This is a genomic window from Streptomyces sp. NPDC051677, from assembly GCF_044453465.1.
GTDB lineage: Bacteria > Actinomycetota > Actinomycetes > Streptomycetales > Streptomycetaceae > Streptomyces.
The window spans coordinates 22,954-40,413 of sequence record NZ_JBITCT010000068.1; the positions used below are offsets into that span (position 1 = coordinate 22,954).

Genomic DNA, 17,460 nt, shown 5'->3' on the forward strand with positions numbered 1-17,460 from the left:
GCGGTGGTCGACCCCACACATATGGGGATAGCTCCCGGTCCCGGGTCGACAGGATACCGAAGGGCTCGTCGGCCCGCACGCGGGGATTGCTCCGCCGCCCCCTCATCAGCATCCTCCTCGAGTCGGCCCTGCGATAGCTCGGGCGTGCCGCTCACGACCGGGACGGTGACAGAGTCGGCCCCGCGCATGCGGGAACAGCTCCACGGGCTTGATCGCTATGATCCACAGCCACATGTCGGCTCCGTGCACGCGGGGATAGCTCCTTCTCGACGTACAGGTTGCTGTCGTAGAAGAAGTTGCCCTGCCCATGCGGGGATAGCTCCCATTCCCAGCGAACACGATCAAGGTCTACGAGTCGGCCCCCGCGCAGGCTGGGCTTGCCCCGCCCCCGCGCCGTAGAACAAACACCTCGCACGGAACGGGGTGAACGTCCACAGCCGTCTCCGCGCACTCTGAGTGACCCTTCGTGCCGTTTCCCGTACAGGCCGTTTCTCGCTGCTCCACGGTTGGCAGCTACACCGTGACCCCAGGGGCGCCCAGCACCCTGATCATCGTCCGTCACTCGGCCACCCAGCTACAGGCAGTCCGTAGTCTGAGCATCCCAACGGGGTACGTCGGCAACCCTCGGCTTAGATGCCCCGCCGAAGCCGCGAGGCCCTTGGGGCAACTCCCTGGTGTGATCTGGGGCCGTTTTCAGTACGGGCCGTTTCTCCCTCACGCCGACCAGCCGCGTCAGCAAGGGCACGATCCAGGCGAGCCTTGCCCCCACTACACCGCGCCTCCCCCTGCTACGCCCCTGAGCAGAATGGATGGGCCAGTGCCGGAGCGACCCCTTCCGGTTTCCTCGCGTCCAACCAGCGTCCCAAATTAAGTGCCCCACCAGCCTCAGGAGCCATATACGGCAAGGTTCAACCGCTACGAACTGGAACATCCGTGCAGGTCAGGGGGCATTCGCGCTATCGACACCGGGAACGAGGCCGAACTCGCGCGCAGCGGATTCAGTCCGTTCAGGTAAAGTTGACGATCCGACAGGACAAAATGAACGTTTCCGCAGGTCAAAGCCCTGCACAAGTGGGGCGGGTGGGACTCGAACCCACGGCCGACGGATTATGAGTCCATTGGGGACCTTGGCGGCCCTTGTCGATCAACGCTCATCTTTGACGTTTTCCCTGGTCAGCCCAGGTGAGCCATGTCGACGCCCCGCCGTCGTTGTCGGTCTGTTCCTATCCTTGCGTCCCGAACGCGTCCCGAACGAGCCCGGGATAGGCGAGGCAAAGGAGCTGCGGACTTGATCCCGCCAGCTCAAGACGGCGCTTCGAGCCCGCCCGCAGCGGATTCCTCTTCCAACGCCCAGGTGGCATCACCGTCGAATAGCTTGAGGTCACGGGTGCATTGGCGGGGACCGTTACACAGCGGTTCCTGAACAGCCGAAGCCATGGAGGTCCTCTGCTCAACCAACCAGCCCGCAGGCATCGGGAGCCGTCCACGAATTCGTGCAGCAGCGAGGGCAGTCCAGAGACCGCGATACACCCGGCCCATCGGTGCACTCCCGCGTCGGCGGGGACCACGCCCCATCGGGTTTCGACGTTGGCGTGGAGGGCGGTTCGCCCCCGCGTCGGCGGGGACCACTGCTGCCGCTTTTCGAACAGGTAGTCGAATGCCGGTTCACCCCCACGTCGGCGGGGACCACTTCCCCGCCAGCCACCCGAACCAGATGCGGAGCGGTTCACCCCCGCGTCGGCGGGGACCACCGGGCCCCGAGCATCGCGCGGATCTCGTCGACCGGTTCACCCCCGCGTCCGCGGGGACCACTTCGGGCAGCCCGTGTGCAGGCCGGACAGAAGCGGTTCACCCCCGCGTCGGCGGGGAGCACGCGAGGACGGTGGAGATGTACGCGGCCGGCTGCGGTTCACCCCCGCGTCGGCGGGGACCACGTCCTGCCCACCGGCGCAGGCAAGACCGTCGTCGGGTCACCCCCGCATCGGCGGGGACCACTCGGGCTCCCACCCGTCGTGCTCCCGCGACAGCGGTTCACCCCCGCGTCGGCGGGGACCACTCCTCCGCGGCGGCCAACTGCTGTGCGGTCCAGGCGCGGACGGCTGGTTCACCCCCGCGTCGGCGGGGACCACCGGGCCCCGAGCATCGCGCGGATCTCGTCGACCGGTTCACCCCCGCGTCCGCGGGGACCACTTCGGGCAGCCCGTGTGCAGGCCGGACAGAAGCGGTGCACCCCCGCGTCGGCGGGGACCACCAGAGGTACGGCCGGTGGGCGTTGTCCGTTGTCGGTTCACCCCCGCGTCGGCGGGAACCACGTACGACATGACCTTGCAGGCCGCGCCGTGGACGGTTCACCCCCGCGTCGGCGGGGACCACGCCACGAACCCGGCGGTCGGGGCTGGTTCGAACGGTTCACCCCCGCGTCGGCGGGGACCACAGTGACGCAAGCCACCAGTCGCACCGTCAATTCGGTTCACCCCCGCGTCGGCGGGGACCACGTTCGGGCCGCGCTTCTTGATGTCCGCCTTGGCGGTTCACCCCCGCGTCGGCGGGGACCACCGGTTGGCGTCGGCGACGTCCTGGACGGTGTTCGGTTCACCCCCGCGTCGGCGGGGACCACTAGTCGCTCGAAGGCACTGCCGTACCGACTGACGGTTCACCCCCGCGTCGGCGGGGACCACACCGACCAGCCCGGCCTGAGCGGAGTGCACGTCGGTTCACCCCCGCGTCGGCGGGGACCACCGGGGCGGTGCGCGGATCGCCGCAGATACGGCCGGTTCACCCCCGCGTCGGCGGGGACCACTGGGTGGTGTGCGCCTGGTCGGCCTCGGCGTCCGGTTCACCCCCGCGTCGGCGGGGACCACGCCCGGGTGGCGTACTGCCGTCCGTCGATGGTCGGTTCACCCCCGCGTCGGCGGGGACCACACCCGCGACCTCGCCACCCCCGGCCAGACCACAGGTTCACCCCCGCGTCAACGGGGACCACACCTGCAGCCGGTAGCCCACCGCAGGATTCGACGGTTCACCCCCGCGTCGGCGGGGACCACGTCTGCGGCTGCTCGTCGCCACGCTCCACGACCGGTTCACCCCCGCGTCGGCGGGGACCACCGCCGGTCCAACCGGCGGGGCGTTTTTCGGTCCGGTTCACCCCCGCATCGGCGGGGACCACGCCTGCTCGGTGGTGACTGCCACGCGCGGCTCCGGTTCACCCCCGCGTCGGCGGGGACCACACCTCGCCGTCGGCGACACCGCCCGCCAGTGGCGGTTCACCCCCGCGTCGGCGGGGACCACGGCGGCCTTATCCGTCTTCTGCACTGGATTCCCGGTTCACCCCCGCGTCGGCGGGGACCACCCAAGGGAGCCACGTCCCGCGCCATCCGGGCACGGTTCACCCCCGCGTCGGCGGGGACCACATCATCACCGATCTGACCCCGGTCCTGGGGGACGGTTCACCCCCGCGTCGGCGGGGACCACGAAGGCGGCGCAGTGGCCGAGGAGCTGGGCGGCGGTTCACCCCCGCGTCGGCGGGGACCACGACTCGCCGAAGTTCCGCTGACGGTCGAGAACCGGTTCACCCCCGCGTCGGCGGGGACCACAGCTCTGGGTCGAGGCTGGCCACCCGGTCGGGCGGTTCACCCCCGCGTCGGCGGGGACCACACTGGCAGCGGACGGAGGTCCGCACCATGCTGCGGTTCACCCCCGCGTCGGCGGGGACCACGTCGGCGCGTCGATGACGGCGTCGAGGTTCGTCGGTTCACCCCCGCGTCGGCGGGGACCACCGGTAGTCGGTGCCCTGCTGCTGCTTCTTCTGCGGTTCACCCCCGCGTCGGCGGGGACCACGATGACGCGTGGATCGGCGATCAGCGCCGCGCCGGTTCACCCCCGCGTCGGCGGGGACCACGTCTCGCCGGAACCCGTGGTGAGCGTGCGCGCCGGTTCACCCCCGCGTCGGCGGGGACCACAACAACGCCGCGAACGTCGGCGACCTCGCCTACGGTTCACCCCCGCGTCGGCGGGGACCACGCACGGACGATCTCGCCCGACTCGACCAGCGACGGTTCACCCCCGCGTCGGCGGGGACCACGCCATCGCCCGCACCTGCCGCCTCCTCGCCACCGGTTCACCCCCGCGTCGGCGGGGACCACTCGATCTCCGTCGTGAGGTCGGCACCCTCGTTCGGTTCACCCCCGCGTCGGCGGGGACCACTCGATCTCCGTCGTGAGGTCGGCACCCTCGTTCGGTTCACCCCCGCGTCGGCGGGGACCACACTCAGGCGCATGTACATGTTTGCTGGTAGGTCGGTTCACCCCCGCGTCGGCGGGGACCACGTGGCCGGCCGGTGCGTGGCGGTGCGTGGCTTCGGTTCACCCCCGCGTCGGCGGGGACCAGGTGTCTTCTCCGAAACGTTTCTCGTACATGCGGGTGGCGACGTCGAGTCGTCGTTGGGGATCGGACCAGGCGTTGACCTGCTGTTCGAGCCAGTGGGTGGTGAGGGAGTCGGGCAGGATGCCGGCGTAGGCGCGTACGGCTCCGGCTCCGGTGCACACGACGCTGGTGCCGTGGCGAGCGAGGGTGGCCAGGGCACGGGTGGTGATGGAGACGCCGGGGCCGAGGAGGAGGCAGGTGAGGGCGGCGGTGGGGATGTAGACGGTGTCGGTGCGGTGGGCGTCGGTTTTGATCTGGGCGCAGACGCCGGTGTCGTCCTGGACGATGCGGACCATGTCGAGGTACAGGAAGGACAGGGAGTCGGCGATGCGCGGGAGCATGGCGAGGGTGGGGACGGCCAGGCGTCTTCGGGCCTGGCCGCCGGTGTCGGTCGCGTTCATGCGGCGGGGGCGAGGCTGAGGAGGCCGGCTCCGTAGGACTTGGCGCGTCCGATGCCAGAGAGGATGGCGTGGGTGAGGGCGTCGGGGTCGGTGACAGCGGCGGTGCCGTCATAGCGCACCAGGTGGTGGTGCGTGGGCTGGTGGCCTTGGGTCTGGTGGCGTGTGGGGGTGAGGGGAGTGGGGAGCAGGGTTTGCAGGGCGAGTCCGGCTTCGGCTGCGCGGCGGATCCACCACTGGTCGGCGTCCGCGCCGGTGAGGGGGATGCGCTGGCCGCGTTGGCCTTTGCGGTCGAGAGGCAGGCGTTGGGTTTTGATCGGGTTGACGGTGATGCGGTAGCGGACGGCGAGGTTCTTTTTGAGGGCCTGGAACAGGGGGGTGAGGTCCTTGAGGTCGCTGTGGCCGTAGCCGTCGGGCAGGCGGGTGAGGTCGAGGGTGGCGGCCTGGACGAGGAGGGTGCTGGTGGTGTCGGTCTCGTCGAGGCGGTAGAGCAGGGCGGCGCTCTGGCGGGGTGATGTGCCGAGGTCGTCGGGGACGAGCCGCATCAGGGTGCGGTGCATGTCGGCGGCGTCGCGCAGGTCGCGTTGGACCGCTCGGTGCTGGGGGTTGAGGCGGATGCGGGCGAGGGCCGCGCTTGCGTTCATGCGGCCTCCTTCGTGGCGTAGTCGATGAGGCGGTGGTGGAGGGTGTGGGGGCTGGTGGCGAGGCGCGCGGGGAGGTGTTCGACGGTGCGGTGCAGGCGGCGCCGGTCGTGGCGGCGGCCGCGGGGGTCGAAGCTGCGGGGCACGTCCTGGACGGTGACGACATCGGCCTCGTCCTGTGCCGACAGGGGCGGCCCTTCCCGGAGGAAGGCGACCGGGACTGTGCCGTCGTGGGGCGTCGGCCGTGCCGGGTCCGGGCTGAGCGGGACGTGGTGGAGCAGTTCCGTGGTTGGGTCTGCTGCCCGGGTGCGCAGGAGGAACGGTTCGTCGGGGACGCAGGAACGGCGGCCCAAGTAGGGTGCCCAGTACGGCTCGTGCAGGGCGCGGGCGATGCGGTCGGTGGTGGTGTCGGGGCCGGTGACGGCAACGACGAAGACGGCGTCGGCCAGGTAGTGGCGGTGGGTGATGACGGCGGCACCTTTGTTGCTGCCGCCGCTGGTAGCCGCGGTCTCGTCCTTGGGCCTGCCTCCGCCGGCGGTGTGGTAGTCGACGAGCCGGGTACCGGGCCGGTCGACGCGGACGGTGAACTCCAGGTCTTCGTAGCGTTCCAGAGCCGCAGTGTCGTGGCGGTGGACGCCTTCGGCAGCGGCGAACATGCCGATCATGGCGGAGCGCGTGGGGAAGGGGGCGGTGTCCCGGTCCAGGAGGAACGCCGAGCGTTCGCCCCAGGACTGCAGGGGTCCGGCCAGCCGCAGGACCAGCCCGCTCACGCCTGTCCCCCGGCGGGCAGGGCCGCGTCGAGGGCTGCGTCGATCAGACCGTAGAACGACTCGTGCGCCTCCCCGAGCGCGGACAGGTCCGCGGTGGGGTCGTCGACGGCGGCGTGGCCGTGGAAAGGCCGGTGCCGATTGCCGGTCAGACGGTTGAGGCTACCGGCGTAGGCGGCCAGCGCCGTGCGGGAGGCGCGCGCGAAGCCGCCTTGACCGTCGTTGTCCTTGACCGGGGTCTCAAAGGCGGCGGCCAGGGACAGGGGACGCTGCGTGCGCACGGCGAGGTAGGCGAGATCGGGCACGGTGTGGGGGGCGGTGCTGTTCTTCTTCGCTTGCGGCAAGGAGAGCAGGAAGTGCTCGGCGAAGGAGCCGAGGACCGTGCGGGCGACCTTGTGGTCGCCGCCGAGGTTGTCGAGCAGGTCGCCGACGTTGACGGTGGCGTAGCGGTAGAAGACGCCGGCGCTGAACTCGCTGGTGTCGAGGTGGCCGCTGCCGGTGTCGGCTGCGCCGAGCCAGTCGTCCACGGCGGTGAAGTAGTCTCGCTGCGGCTCGGCGGCGTGCGTGGTGAACGCGTGGGCTACTTGGGCTGCGCCGTCGACGTTGGCGCCGGGCAGTTCGGCGAGCATCCGCCCGAGGAGGCTGATGGAGGCGGTGCGCCGCTTGAGGATCTCCTCGACGCGGTCGGCCGGCAGCAGCGCCGGCGGCTTCTTCTTGCCCAGGTTCTGCTCCAGGGCGTCCCGGTGCTCGACGCAGACCTCGACGAGTTCCTCCAGTCCGCTCTCCGGCAGGAACAACAGGACCGAGGTGTGCCCCCCCTTCTCCGTTCCGATCCCCTTCTTCCCGGCGCTGACGGCGACCTGCGCACCGGCGAACTCTGCCAGCTCGTCCGGCCACCCCTGTGCCTGCAGCGCCTGACGCACCTTGATGGGAACCTGCCGGGTGCGGGCGGCCTTCTCCCCCAGGTCCCCCTCGACGCCGTGGCGGATGACGCGTTTCCAGGACTGGCTGGAGACGCGGACACGGGAGGCGTTGCCGTAGCGGACGGTCTTGGGCGAGCCGAGGTCGTCGCGGTTGAGGTTGGCTGCCGGTACCGACTGGACGGCGCTCAGGTCCAGGAACAGGGACATCAGATGTTCTCCTCGTTCAGGTCAAAGGTCGCTGTAGTGGTGTCGTCCTCGCCGACGGCGTCGACGTCCTCGGGGCCGAGGGTGCGGAAGTAGCTCTCCAGCCAGCGGGTGGCGATCCGGTCACGGTCGCGGTCCCATCGGGCGAGGTCCTCGAGCAGGACCGCCCAGTCGACGGCGATGCCGCCGCCCAGCAGGTGCCGGGTCAGCGCGGGCAGGCGCAGGTGCAGGGCGTCGCTGCTTTGCCGGGCGAACAGGTGCAGGTCGCCCTCGGCGGAATCGGGTTTGATGACCTGGGCGTTGACCGCGGCGGCAAGGCTGGTGCCGAGGTTCGCCCGCGCGAACCACGACGGTGCGGTCTCAACGCCCTCGGCCCGTTCCGCCTCCGCAAGGCGCGCCGTCCGAGGCCGGGCCGCGATCAGGGCGGCCACCGCGTAGTGGGCGCGCCGGGAGTCGCCGTGCATCCGCTCGGGCAGGCGGCGCACGAGGTGACGGTGGAGGTAGTTGCAGCGGTCCACCGGCCGCCCCAGGCCGGTGCGCAGGTCCGCCTGGGCCCGTTTGTTCTCGCACAGCGACAGGACGTAGGCGACGAAACCGTCGGACCACCGTGGCTTCTTGGCCAGCGGCGCGGAGGCCGCTGAGAGGGGTGCAGTGCTCATATGGGAACTCCTCGAAGCGGAGACGGAGCGGCTGTGGTCAGGCAGCGGCGCGCAGCAGGGCGCGTACGGCCGCTCGGGCACGGTTGCGGGCGCGGGCCACGCGGATGTCGGCCCGGTTCGCGGGGCCGATGGCGTCGTCGAGCGCCGCGAGCGCCGTCTGGACGAGCGGCGGCAGCGGAGGGCTGTCGCAGCGTTGCGGAGCGGCCATCTGCCAGAACTCCCGCTCGGCCGCGGGCCAGTAGCGGCGCAGCGCGGCCTCGGCCCAGGGGCCGGGCCTTCGCTGGTCGAGTCTGACCTTGGGCGCGGCAGCGGCACCGATGTCGGTGGCGAGTCTCCAGGCCAGACGCGCGGCGTAGTCGAGGCGTGCGCCAACCTCTTCGGCCGCCTGATGGCAGCGGGCCAGATGGCGGGCCATGCGCGGATCGGCCTCCTCCTGCCACTGCAGGACGGGCGGAGTGGTGGCCTCGAACCAGGTCGTGTCGGTCTGCTTGCCGTCCTGGTGGAAGCCGTACGCCCGGACAGACAGACGAGAACGCAGCTGCGGCGGAAGGCTGTTGAGGCTGTGCGGCCTCAGCGTGGGACGGCCGGCGTCCTTCAGCAGCAGCGCGTCCACGTCCCGCCACACCGCCCGCCCGCCGTCCGCTTCCCGTAGACGTAGCTGCCCCTCCCTGTCCCGGTCGAGGATGACGTACGGGTCACGCGCGCTGTGCCGAGGCTCGTGGGTGGACCACGTGAGGTAGGCGTCGGTGACCGCGGTGCGGTCCTCCGAGGGCACCAGCAGGACCGCCTGGCGGAATCGGCCGGTCAACAGCCGTCCTGGCCAGGTTAGTTCCGTTGAAGGGGCGAGGGGGTCGGGAAGGTCTTTCGCCTCCCACGGACACTCGTCCGCCGCCTCTGTGTCGAGGCCGCCGTCCGGCACGGGGACGGCCAGGACCAGGCTGGTGAACAGATCCGGGGCCCAGGCGTGATACGAGACCGACTTGCGCAGCGGTCCCGCGTCCGTACTGCCGGTGCGTACCTCGGTGATACGGCGCGGGGTGCACTGCCCGGCCGGCCCGTAGTAGAGCTGCGCGATGAGGTGCCAGGCCGCCTCCGCCGCCGGCACGCTTACCGGGTCACTGTCCGTGAAGTGCCCGAACAACACAGCCCCGTTGACGCCGGTAGGCCGCCCGAAGACCAGCTTGTTCACCCCCGACGCGTTCGGCCCGCCCTGCGCGTCCACGCACTCCGCGATCAGCCGCGGATCCTGCAGGAACGGCCGCACCGGATCGAACAAGTCGAAGGACCCGGCCGGCACCCTCGTGTGCAGATAGTCATCCACGGCCACGGGATCGAAGCGTCCCGCCGCCAGAACCCGGTTGCGCAGGTCGATCCACTCGACGACCTCCTCCGCCGCGTCCTCGTCGTCCAGGCGCACACCCTCTGCGTCGCGGGCGATGCGCGCGGCCATCGCCGCGAGCAGGCGCACCAGCCCAGACGCCGCTGGCGGCACCGGCAACTCCACGTCGGTGATCTCGTGGGCACGCAGGAACAACTCCCGCAGCCCCACCCGCACGGACGCGCCATCGGCCGAGCGAACCGGAATCCACGGTTCATTCCGTAAATCGAAGCTTCCTGCCATTCTCACCGTCCCCCTTCATCGTGCTCGCCCACCTCAGATACCTGCGTAGCTCAACGCCCCAAACGTGGGACCCGAGGCCATGGCCACAGTGAAGCAGTCGGCACTGACAGCGGCGCCTACACACTGATCATCCGGAATACCTCTCTGCCCAACCGTCACAGCGACATAGAAGGGTCACCTAGTTGGAAGATAGAAGCAGTCGGCCAGGCTTGTAGGCCCCCTTGCGATCACGTGTCCCTTCCAGGCATCGTCGAAGGCGTCGCACGGTCCTCGTCACCACACCCAGGAGACAGCCTTGTCACGGACCAAGTCGCAACCCCCGTTATCGCCTGGCCCCCGCAACTGGACACTCCCGCTGCTCGTCCTGCTGATCGTTGTGATCCTGGTTCTTCGGCCGAGCCCCGCCATTGCCACAGCATGTGGCGTGATCCTGGCAACGCTCGCCGAGGCTTACAGTCGACTACGGCGGGGATCCGCAGCCGCCTAGCACAAGTCGGCTGCTGCGGTCTCTCCTCGCCGACGCGGGGGTGTTTCGATAGAGGCGTCCGCCAGACTTGCCTGTTCGACGGTGTCCCCGCCGACGCGGGGGTGACCAGTTCGATGAGTCGGACTCTTTGGCTCATCGAACCAGACCCAACTCTGGATCCAGGTAGAGGCTCTTGCCCCCCACGGTCACAGGCCGCGCCCGTCCGTCGGCCATCGGCTGGCGCAGCATCACCAGATCGCCGAGCAGAGGGTGCTCACTCCACTGGTCCGGAACCCCGTGGTGGTCCCGCTCCCCTTTGAACCAGTCGGCGTTGACGGGGATGGTGCGTGCCATGACGGCGCGCACGTCGGCAGGCGCGAGAGTGCCGCCGTCGGCTCCCGGCAGGGGGCGGGAGCCGTCCTCGTCCAGGGTGACGGCGCCGTCGGCGTGGACGTAGACGCACAACAGGCGTACGGCGTCGGCGCCGAGCCGTGTCGCCGCCTCCCACTCATCCTCCGCGCCCGTCAGGTGATGCAGGTCGTGGAGACCGGACACGCTGCCTGCCCGGGGGATGACGAGCACCTCCCCGACGCTGCGTTCGGCAAGCTCCTTGCCTCGGTAGGCGGTGTAGGCGGCGGACTTGGCCGGGTCGTCCCATACGAAGCGATCCGCCCGGTCGCCGTGCACCTCCTCGACCAGAGCCTGCACCCCCTCCGGGATTTCAAGGGGCTGCCCGCCCTGTCGGGCCAAGACGTCGGAGGTGGCGGACAGCAGAAACGGCGCGTAGACCTCCCCCCACTGCGCCGGAACCGCCCGGTCGCCAGCCAACGGATCCAGCACCACCAGCCGGGCGCCCGTCGCCCACGCCGGCCGCGGTCGGCCCTGCGGCCGACCGTGCTGCGCCCACCACGTCTCGTGCCTGAAGCACCGGCCCGCCCGCTGCAGGAGCAGCGCCAGCGGGGCCAGATCGCTGATGACGACGTCCGCGTCCAGATCGAGTGACTGCTCGACGACCTGGGTGGCCACGACGATTCGCCGCTGCGGGCGCGGCCCCGAGCGCCCCAGCCCGTCCGCGACGATCGTGCTGCGTCGCTCGCGATCCTCGGCGGGGAACCGCGCGTGCAGCAGCTGCACCTCATCGCCGCCGCCCGCCTCCCGGCGCTCTCGCAGCAGCCCGCGCAGGTGCGTGTACGTTCCCTGGGCCTCGGCGACGGTGTTGCACACCACCAGGGCGCAGCCGCCCTCGTCCGCGAACACCGGCTGAAGCAGCCGCTCGATCACCGCGAGCCGATCGCGCTCGCCGCCGCCCGCGCCGTGCACCACCGTCTCCACCTGCACCGCGAGTTTCATGCTCCGAGCCCCGGCCTGCTCCTCCTGCCGCGCTGGGGAGATCTCCGCGGTCGTCGCGTCTGCCGCGCCCACGTACAGCCAGCCCGGATACGGCGCGGCAAAGGTCCGCCCCTTGAGCTGCGACCTGGTGTGCCCCGCGCCCCTGAGATACTCCTTGATCAGCCGGTCGCTCACCGAGGCCGGCAAGGTCGCCGACAGCAGCACCACGGGAACCCCGTACCGGCCCAGCCAGTTCAGAAGCCGGCCCAGCAGCACCTGCATGTACGGGTCGTAGGCATGCGCCTCGTCCAGGATGAACGTCTTCCCGGACAACGCCAGCAGCCGCAGCGCGTTGTGCCGCACCGGCAGAACCGCCATCAGCGCCTGATCCACCGTCCCGACCGCGAACTGGGCGAGCAGCGGCCGTTTCGCACCCCGCAGCCAACGCACCGGCCGCATATCCGCCTCCCTGCGCTCCGCCCCGCCCGCACCGTCCTCCTCCCCCTCGCACGTCGCCACCCGCAACTCGTCCACGCTGACCGCGTCCTCGGCGTAGGCGCTGTTCAGCCAGGCCATGCTGTGCGTGAGCGTCAGCCCGGCCCCGTCGCCCGCCTGCCGGGCCACCACCCCGGCCACCCGCGCGTACATCTGGTCGCTGGTCGCCATCGTCGGCAGCAGAAAGGCGAACCCGCGCGTGCCGAACCGCTCCGACAGCACCCGCTCGCCCTCCAGCGCGGTCTCGCTCTTGCCGTCCCCCGGAGCCGCCGTCACCAGCAGAATCCCGCCGCTGCGCCCACCCGAGTCCGCTGGCCCCATCCCCGCGACAGCGACGGGGAGTTCCTCGGCCACCGACCGCTGCAACGGATTCGGTTCCCCGTCGATCCCATACGCCTCGGCGAAGCCCTTGCGCACCAATTCCACCGGCAGTAGGCCCGCCTCGCGCACCAGTTCCTCGGCAACCGTGCACGACTCCTCGAAATGCACGGCCAACGAGACGTCCAGTCGACGCTGCCGACGGCGCAGATACCCCTCCTGGCTCACCAGCCAGTCCGCCAGAATCACCACACCGGTCACCAGCACCGCCGCCGCTGCCTCCACCGACTCCGGCGGCGCCGGCGCGCCCAGCGCGCCGAACACGACACGGGCGTGGGACTCCCGCTGCCTCTCCCACGTCGGCCCACCCAGCAAGTCCATGTTGGCCGGGTGGAAGTCCACCGCCTCACGGAACCGCCCATGGTGTCCACCGATGATCTCCGCCACCCGGCGCATCGCCCCGTTGACAGACCCACCGTCCTCCTGGAACCCCAGAACGGCCAGAACCGACGCAGCGGCGTGCATCCCCGCCACCTCGTGCGGCATCCGCTCCACCCCGATACGTCCAAGGTCCCGCCGCAGAGCCTGACTCAAACCCTCACGGGCACGAACATCGCACATCTGAAAGCCCGACAGCTTCCCCAGATCATGCAGACCAGCACACAGCGCCGTCACCGCGCGAGCCCGCCCGAGATCCCTCGCGAAGCCCAGCCCCTTGGCAATGCAGCGCCTCTGCGACTCGGAAAGGTACCGATCCCACAAGTACAACGTCATCGCAGCCGCATCCAGAAGATGCCGCACCAGCGGATACGGCGGAAGCAACGGATCAAGCCCCCTCGACTTCCCCCACGCCGACTCATCCACTCCCTCAAACGGCGCTGCCATGACGGTAGGCTCCTCCCCTGAATCAACCGCACCCACGACCCGTTGAACCCAACCACAGGCCACTGACATCCTCCGGGCAGAGATCGCTTCAGCCCCACTTCGAGGCCGAGGAAGGACGTCCTAGTGCAGGAAACTTCCGCAAAGCAACGGCAAAGCGACCGTTGAAGGCCAGGTCAGGAAGTGTGGTCCCCGCCGACGCGGGGGTGTTCCGGTCCGCCAGCTGATCCCCGCCTACCAGCAGTAGGTGGTCCCCGCCGACGCGGGGGTGTTCCGATTTCCCAGGCCACGACGGATGTGTCCGTGTTGTGGTCCCCGCCGACGCGGGGGTGTTCCGCTCCCCTTCGCCGTCCCCACCGATCCGATCCAGTGGTCCCCGCCGACGCGGGGGTGTTCCGGCGCCCACCAGGTTGTTGGAGGAGTCGTAGATGTGGTCCCCGCCGACGCGGGGGTGTTCCGATCCCCTACCCCTGGCTCTGCCTCGGCCCCGAGTGGTCCCCGCCGACGCGGGGGTGTTCCGTCCTCGGCGACGACTACCAGTAGGCGGACGTGGTGGTCCCCGCCGACGCGGGGGTGTTCCGCACCATTGCGGAGCGCACAACCCGGCCGAGGCGTGGTCCCCGCCGACGCGGGGGTGTTCCGTCGTGGGTTCGCGGTTCACTCACACGGCGACTGTGGTCCCCGCCGACGCGGGGGTGTTCCGACGTGCGGCCCGGTCGGCCTGGTGATTGTCGAGTGGTCCCCGCCGACGCGGGGGTGTTCCGACGTGCGGCCCGGTCGGCCTGGTGATTGTCGAGTGGTCCCCGCCGACGCGGGGGTGTTCCGACGCTGTCGCCAGACCGTGACCCGAATGGGCGGTGGCCCCCGCCGACGCGGGGGTCCGTCCGTGTCGGGCCGTCATCCGGAGGAGCCTCCGTGGTCCCGACTGACGTGGAGATGTTCCTGTGCAGGGTCCCCGGCGCGCTCGCCTGCGGCGCGGGACACGCCCAGCAGGGATGCAAGCGTGGCGACTGGCGTTGCCATGTAGCGGGTCTGGGCTCTGAACCAGGTCGGGCGGAGGACTTCCCTCTCCGCTTTCGGAAGACGGTGTAGTGGCGTTGGCGGGTGATGGCTCCGTGTCGTTGCTCATGGCGCTCCGGAGGGAGCGCGGCGTGAGCCGCGCTCCCTGGTCGAGTCGTACGTGATCAGGTGGAGCCGGCCTTCGGACGACGCTTGGAAGCGCGGCTGCGCGGGCGCCGTTTCGTGGTGGGGCTCGTCTCTTCTGCGGGCTGATCGTCCACTTCTCCGCTGTTCTCCTCGGCGGGCTTCGGATCCGGGATGGAGTCGGGCCCGGGCTGGGCGCGTGGCGGCTGCGCGGAGGCGGACTCTTCGGCGGGTGCCGGATCTCCCTCCTGGACCTCGCCGGCGGCGGGGTCTTCAGGCTGCTGGTCACCGTCGGCCGATGATGTTGGATCGTGCTCGATCAGCAGGTCATCGTCGACGGAGCCAGAGGCAGTGTCGGTCGCGGGCTCGGCGTCTTCACCGACGTCGGACGGCGGCGTGTGGGCTTCCGGGCCGCAGTCGCGCAGCGAGGTGCCCGTGGCCGGCGGGGCTTCATCCATCACTTGCGAGAGTGCGCTGTCGAACAGGTCTATCCATGGCCGGTGGCCGACGTAGCGGGGTTTGTAGTCGAAGGCGGGGAGGAGGTCGTCTTCGAGGGTGCGCAGGATGATGAGTTCCGGATCTTCGTCGGCTTCGGTGACGAGAGTGGTCGCCTTGTTGTAGCGGTGCCCTTCGGCCAGGCGTGCAGCGAGTTGCGCTTCACGGAGGGCATGGTCGGCCAGGGCAGCGCCGTCGGGAAGCGGAGGTGCGGCGCTGCCGGTGATCCAGAGCTGGACGGTGGTTCCGCCGAAGATGGGGCGGAAGCTGATGCCTCGTCCGTCGCTGTAGATGAGGTGGGCTGCGCCGTCGGCGGGCGCTGCGGTGTCGATCACCCAGTCGCCGCCGAGGCTTTGGGCGAGGTTGGCTGCGGCTTCTCGGACTGCGGCGTCGGTAATGAGCATGTGTGGTTCTCCAAGAGGTCTGCGGGTGAAGCGACGGGCCCGCCCCCTGCCGGGGCGGGCCCGGTGTGGCTATGCGGGGCGTACTTCGTCGCCGTCGTCGAGAAGCATCGAGAGGGTGGAGCCGCTGTCCCAGTTCACGGAGAGGATGGAGAGGTTGGTGTCGAACCGGTGGACGGTGCCTTCGTCACCGGGCTTGAGTCCGGTGTGTGAGTCGGTGGTGTGTACGAGGGCGATGCGGTCGCCCTTCTTGTAGGTCATCTGCGCTCCAGTCGTGATGTGTTGTGGAAATCGTGGTCGGCCGACTGCTAGGCGTCGTGGTCGCATCCCTCGGTGGGGCAGGCTCCGCAGTCGAAGCAGTGGTCGCATGCACAGGCGCCGCAGCCCGGTTTCTGGCACCGGACGTCGTGGCTCCGGCAGTACGGGAATGTGAACGGTGGCTCTTCCATGACCCCCTCCCCTTATTGGTTCTATTCTATATGCATTAAGGGGAGGGTTCAAGATCGACTAAGTCAGTTTCCCCAGGTCAGGCCGCTATATCGCGTACCAGGGCTTCGACCTTCTGGATGGCCGCGAGGAAGACGGCCTGCGAGTGCAGTCGATCGCGCCGTTCCAGGGACTCCAGTGCCTCCCGGGCGGCCCTGGCGGGCACGTTGCCTTCGTGCAGTGTGTCGCCGCACCCGATTAGTACGTGCGGGCCGAGGTCCCAGAGGATCGCGTTGACGGCGGCGCCCGCCGCCGCGAGGGGGTCGATGTCCGTCAGCGACCATCCGAACTGGTGCGGGTCGATGCCGCGTTCACGCATGACCTGTACGGCGGCGCGGTACACGCCACCAGTCCCGCCCGCGGGCTCGTCGAACTTCATGCCGGGCTCAAGCGGCATGTCGTCGAGGAGCATCCTGGCCATCAGGTAGGCGACGTCCGGCGGCGTGTGTATCTCCGCGAGTGCATCATGAGCGCCTTCGGAGCGCATGACAGCAAGCAGGGTTCCGATCACGTCGGTGGTGGAGCGGAGATCGGGATCATCGCTTGCGGTCAGGTGCAGGAGCCCGTTGGTGATCGCGGCCTCGACGACAGCTCGTACGGCGGCGGCTGCCGAACATCGGGCTTCTCGTCGTCGACCCACTTGTGCAGGGGCGTGGCCCGGTCGATGAGGTCGGGCCGCATGATCCACATGCGGGCCCAGCACTCACGGAAGGCGGCCAGCAGCTCAGTGTCGTCGAGGCTGCGCCACCAGTCGGCGGCGAGGTATGCGTCCGGGCCGCGCAGGGGCCACAGAGCGAGCGTGGCGACCGTACCGACGGGGATTTCGATGCTGCTCCCGCCGTGCGCGTGATGCCAGGCGTGGCTGACGGCTTCCGCGATCTCGAAGGCGTGCGTGTGCGGGTTGCTCTGTGACGGGCGGTAGTGACCCAACTTGCGCTTGACGACCGCGAGTGAAGGGCGAGGCGCGGCGGCGGGGATGGTCACGGGCGCAGGGGCCGGCGGCATGTCGGTGAGGAATCTGCGGGGCGGCGCCGTGGGGGCGGCTGGGGCGGGCTGCGCCTCGGGCTCACCGGCCTCGGCGAACAGGTCGAGTTGGCTCATGCGGTCTCCTAAATCGATCGAGACGGCCCGTGGCGGCCCGCGGGCCGCCACGGGGTGAACGTCAGCGCGCCGCGCGCTGCATGCGCCGGAGCGTGGCGGCGGCCTCTTCTGTGCGCCCCCTCGCCGAGTGCGCGGCGTGCCGCAGCAGCTCGGTCAGCTCCTCGGTGGTGACCTGGGCGAGCAGGTCGGTGAGGCTGAGGTGCCGTTGGTCAGCGAGGCGGTAGGGGTATCCAAGCGACAGGGTGAGCACAACGCCGGAGACGAGCTGGTCCGTGCATTCACCGCAGAGGCCGAGCTGATGACCGATGCGGTGGATGGCATCGGCGTCGGCGAGGAGCGCCGTCTTCGGTATGGCCTCGTGGGCGAGCCTGGCTGCTTCCTGCTCCCGCTGCACGTACGCCTCCCAGTTCAGGCGGGCGTCGGCCTCTCGGCCTTCGACCCTGAGGGCGGCGCTCGCGAGGGTGGCTTCGAAGCGGGGAGTCGACAGGGAGAGCGCGACGTACTGATCAGGCGTGAGTCCGGTGTAGGCCACGGCGGGGTCGTGGGACTCACTGGCGAAGTGGTTAAGAGTAACCAGGAGCGCGGCGTCGACCGTGATGGGGCGGAGGCTCAAGGAGCAATGCTCAGGACTTGTGGATCAGCTCCTCTGGAGGACGCGCGAGGGGCGTACCTTCCCGAGTGAGTGATCGTCAAGTCACCGAGTAGGCCC

11 protein-coding genes, 1 tRNA gene and 2 CRISPR repeat arrays are annotated in these 17,460 nt (G+C 70.1%); all 12 genes read right to left on the reverse strand.

What is annotated here, in order from left to right; genetic code table 11:
• Positions 1-1,072: 1,072 nt before the first annotated feature.
• Positions 1,073-1,138, reverse strand: a tRNA-Met gene (locus ACIBAF_RS44035).
• Positions 1,139-1,539: 401 nt separating this feature from the next.
• Positions 1,540-4,386: direct repeats of the CRISPR family, unit length 29 nt; unit sequence CGGTTCACCCCCGCGTCGGCGGGGACCAC.
• A 433-nt stretch (positions 4,387-4,819) separates the two neighbouring features.
• Positions 4,820-5,464 carry a type I-E CRISPR-associated protein Cas6/Cse3/CasE gene (gene cas6e, locus ACIBAF_RS44040; RefSeq protein ID WP_399471555.1) on the reverse strand — a complete coding sequence of 215 codons (645 nt, stop codon included), beginning with the start codon at positions 5,462-5,464 and terminating at the stop codon, positions 4,820-4,822.
• The gene (cas5e, locus tag ACIBAF_RS44045; protein ID WP_399471557.1) at positions 5,461-6,231 is read right to left on the reverse strand and encodes a type I-E CRISPR-associated protein Cas5/CasD; all 771 of its coding nucleotides are present in this window, start codon (positions 6,229-6,231) and stop codon (positions 5,461-5,463) included. The genes cas6e and cas5e overlap by 4 nt, the downstream gene beginning before the upstream one ends.
• Positions 6,228-7,358 (reverse strand): type I-E CRISPR-associated protein Cas7/Cse4/CasC, encoded by a 1,131-nt coding sequence (cas7e, locus tag ACIBAF_RS44050; RefSeq protein WP_399471559.1) that lies wholly within the window; start codon positions 7,356-7,358, stop codon positions 6,228-6,230. The genes cas5e and cas7e overlap by 4 nt, the downstream gene beginning before the upstream one ends.
• On the reverse strand, positions 7,358-8,014 hold the full coding sequence (gene casB, locus ACIBAF_RS44055) for a type I-E CRISPR-associated protein Cse2/CasB (protein WP_399471561.1): 657 nt from the start codon (positions 8,012-8,014) through the stop codon (positions 7,358-7,360). The genes cas7e and casB overlap by 1 nt, the downstream gene beginning before the upstream one ends.
• 37 nt (positions 8,015-8,051) lie before the next feature.
• Positions 8,052-9,635: a type I-E CRISPR-associated protein Cse1/CasA gene (gene casA / locus ACIBAF_RS44060; protein WP_399471563.1), complete on the reverse strand. Its 1,584-nt coding sequence runs from the start codon at positions 9,633-9,635 to the stop codon at positions 8,052-8,054.
• A 619-nt stretch (positions 9,636-10,254) separates the two neighbouring features.
• The gene (gene cas3, locus ACIBAF_RS44065; RefSeq protein WP_399471574.1) at positions 10,255-13,128 is read right to left on the reverse strand and encodes a CRISPR-associated helicase Cas3'; all 2,874 of its coding nucleotides are present in this window, start codon (positions 13,126-13,128) and stop codon (positions 10,255-10,257) included.
• Positions 13,129-13,310: 182 nt separating this feature from the next.
• A CRISPR array of direct repeats spans positions 13,311-14,011; the repeat unit is 29 nt; unit sequence GTGGTCCCCGCCGACGCGGGGGTGTTCCG.
• A 298-nt stretch (positions 14,012-14,309) separates the two neighbouring features.
• Positions 14,310-15,167, reverse strand: coding sequence for a hypothetical protein (locus ACIBAF_RS44070; protein ID WP_399471565.1), 858 nt, complete (start codon positions 15,165-15,167; stop codon positions 14,310-14,312).
• A 69-nt stretch (positions 15,168-15,236) separates the two neighbouring features.
• Positions 15,237-15,425 (reverse strand): DUF4314 domain-containing protein, encoded by a 189-nt coding sequence (locus tag ACIBAF_RS44075; protein ID WP_399471567.1) that lies wholly within the window; start codon positions 15,423-15,425, stop codon positions 15,237-15,239.
• Between the two features lie 265 nt (positions 15,426-15,690).
• Positions 15,691-16,137, reverse strand: coding sequence for a hypothetical protein (locus ACIBAF_RS44080; RefSeq protein ID WP_399471569.1), 447 nt, complete (start codon positions 16,135-16,137; stop codon positions 15,691-15,693).
• Positions 16,138-16,199: 62 nt separating this feature from the next.
• A complete protein-coding gene (locus ACIBAF_RS44085; RefSeq protein ID WP_399471570.1) occupies positions 16,200-16,751 on the reverse strand; it encodes a hypothetical protein in 552 nt (183 codons plus the stop codon).
• A 61-nt stretch (positions 16,752-16,812) separates the two neighbouring features.
• Positions 16,813-17,364 (reverse strand): hypothetical protein, encoded by a 552-nt coding sequence (locus ACIBAF_RS44090; protein WP_399471571.1) that lies wholly within the window; start codon positions 17,362-17,364, stop codon positions 16,813-16,815.
• Positions 17,365-17,460 lie beyond the last annotated feature (96 nt).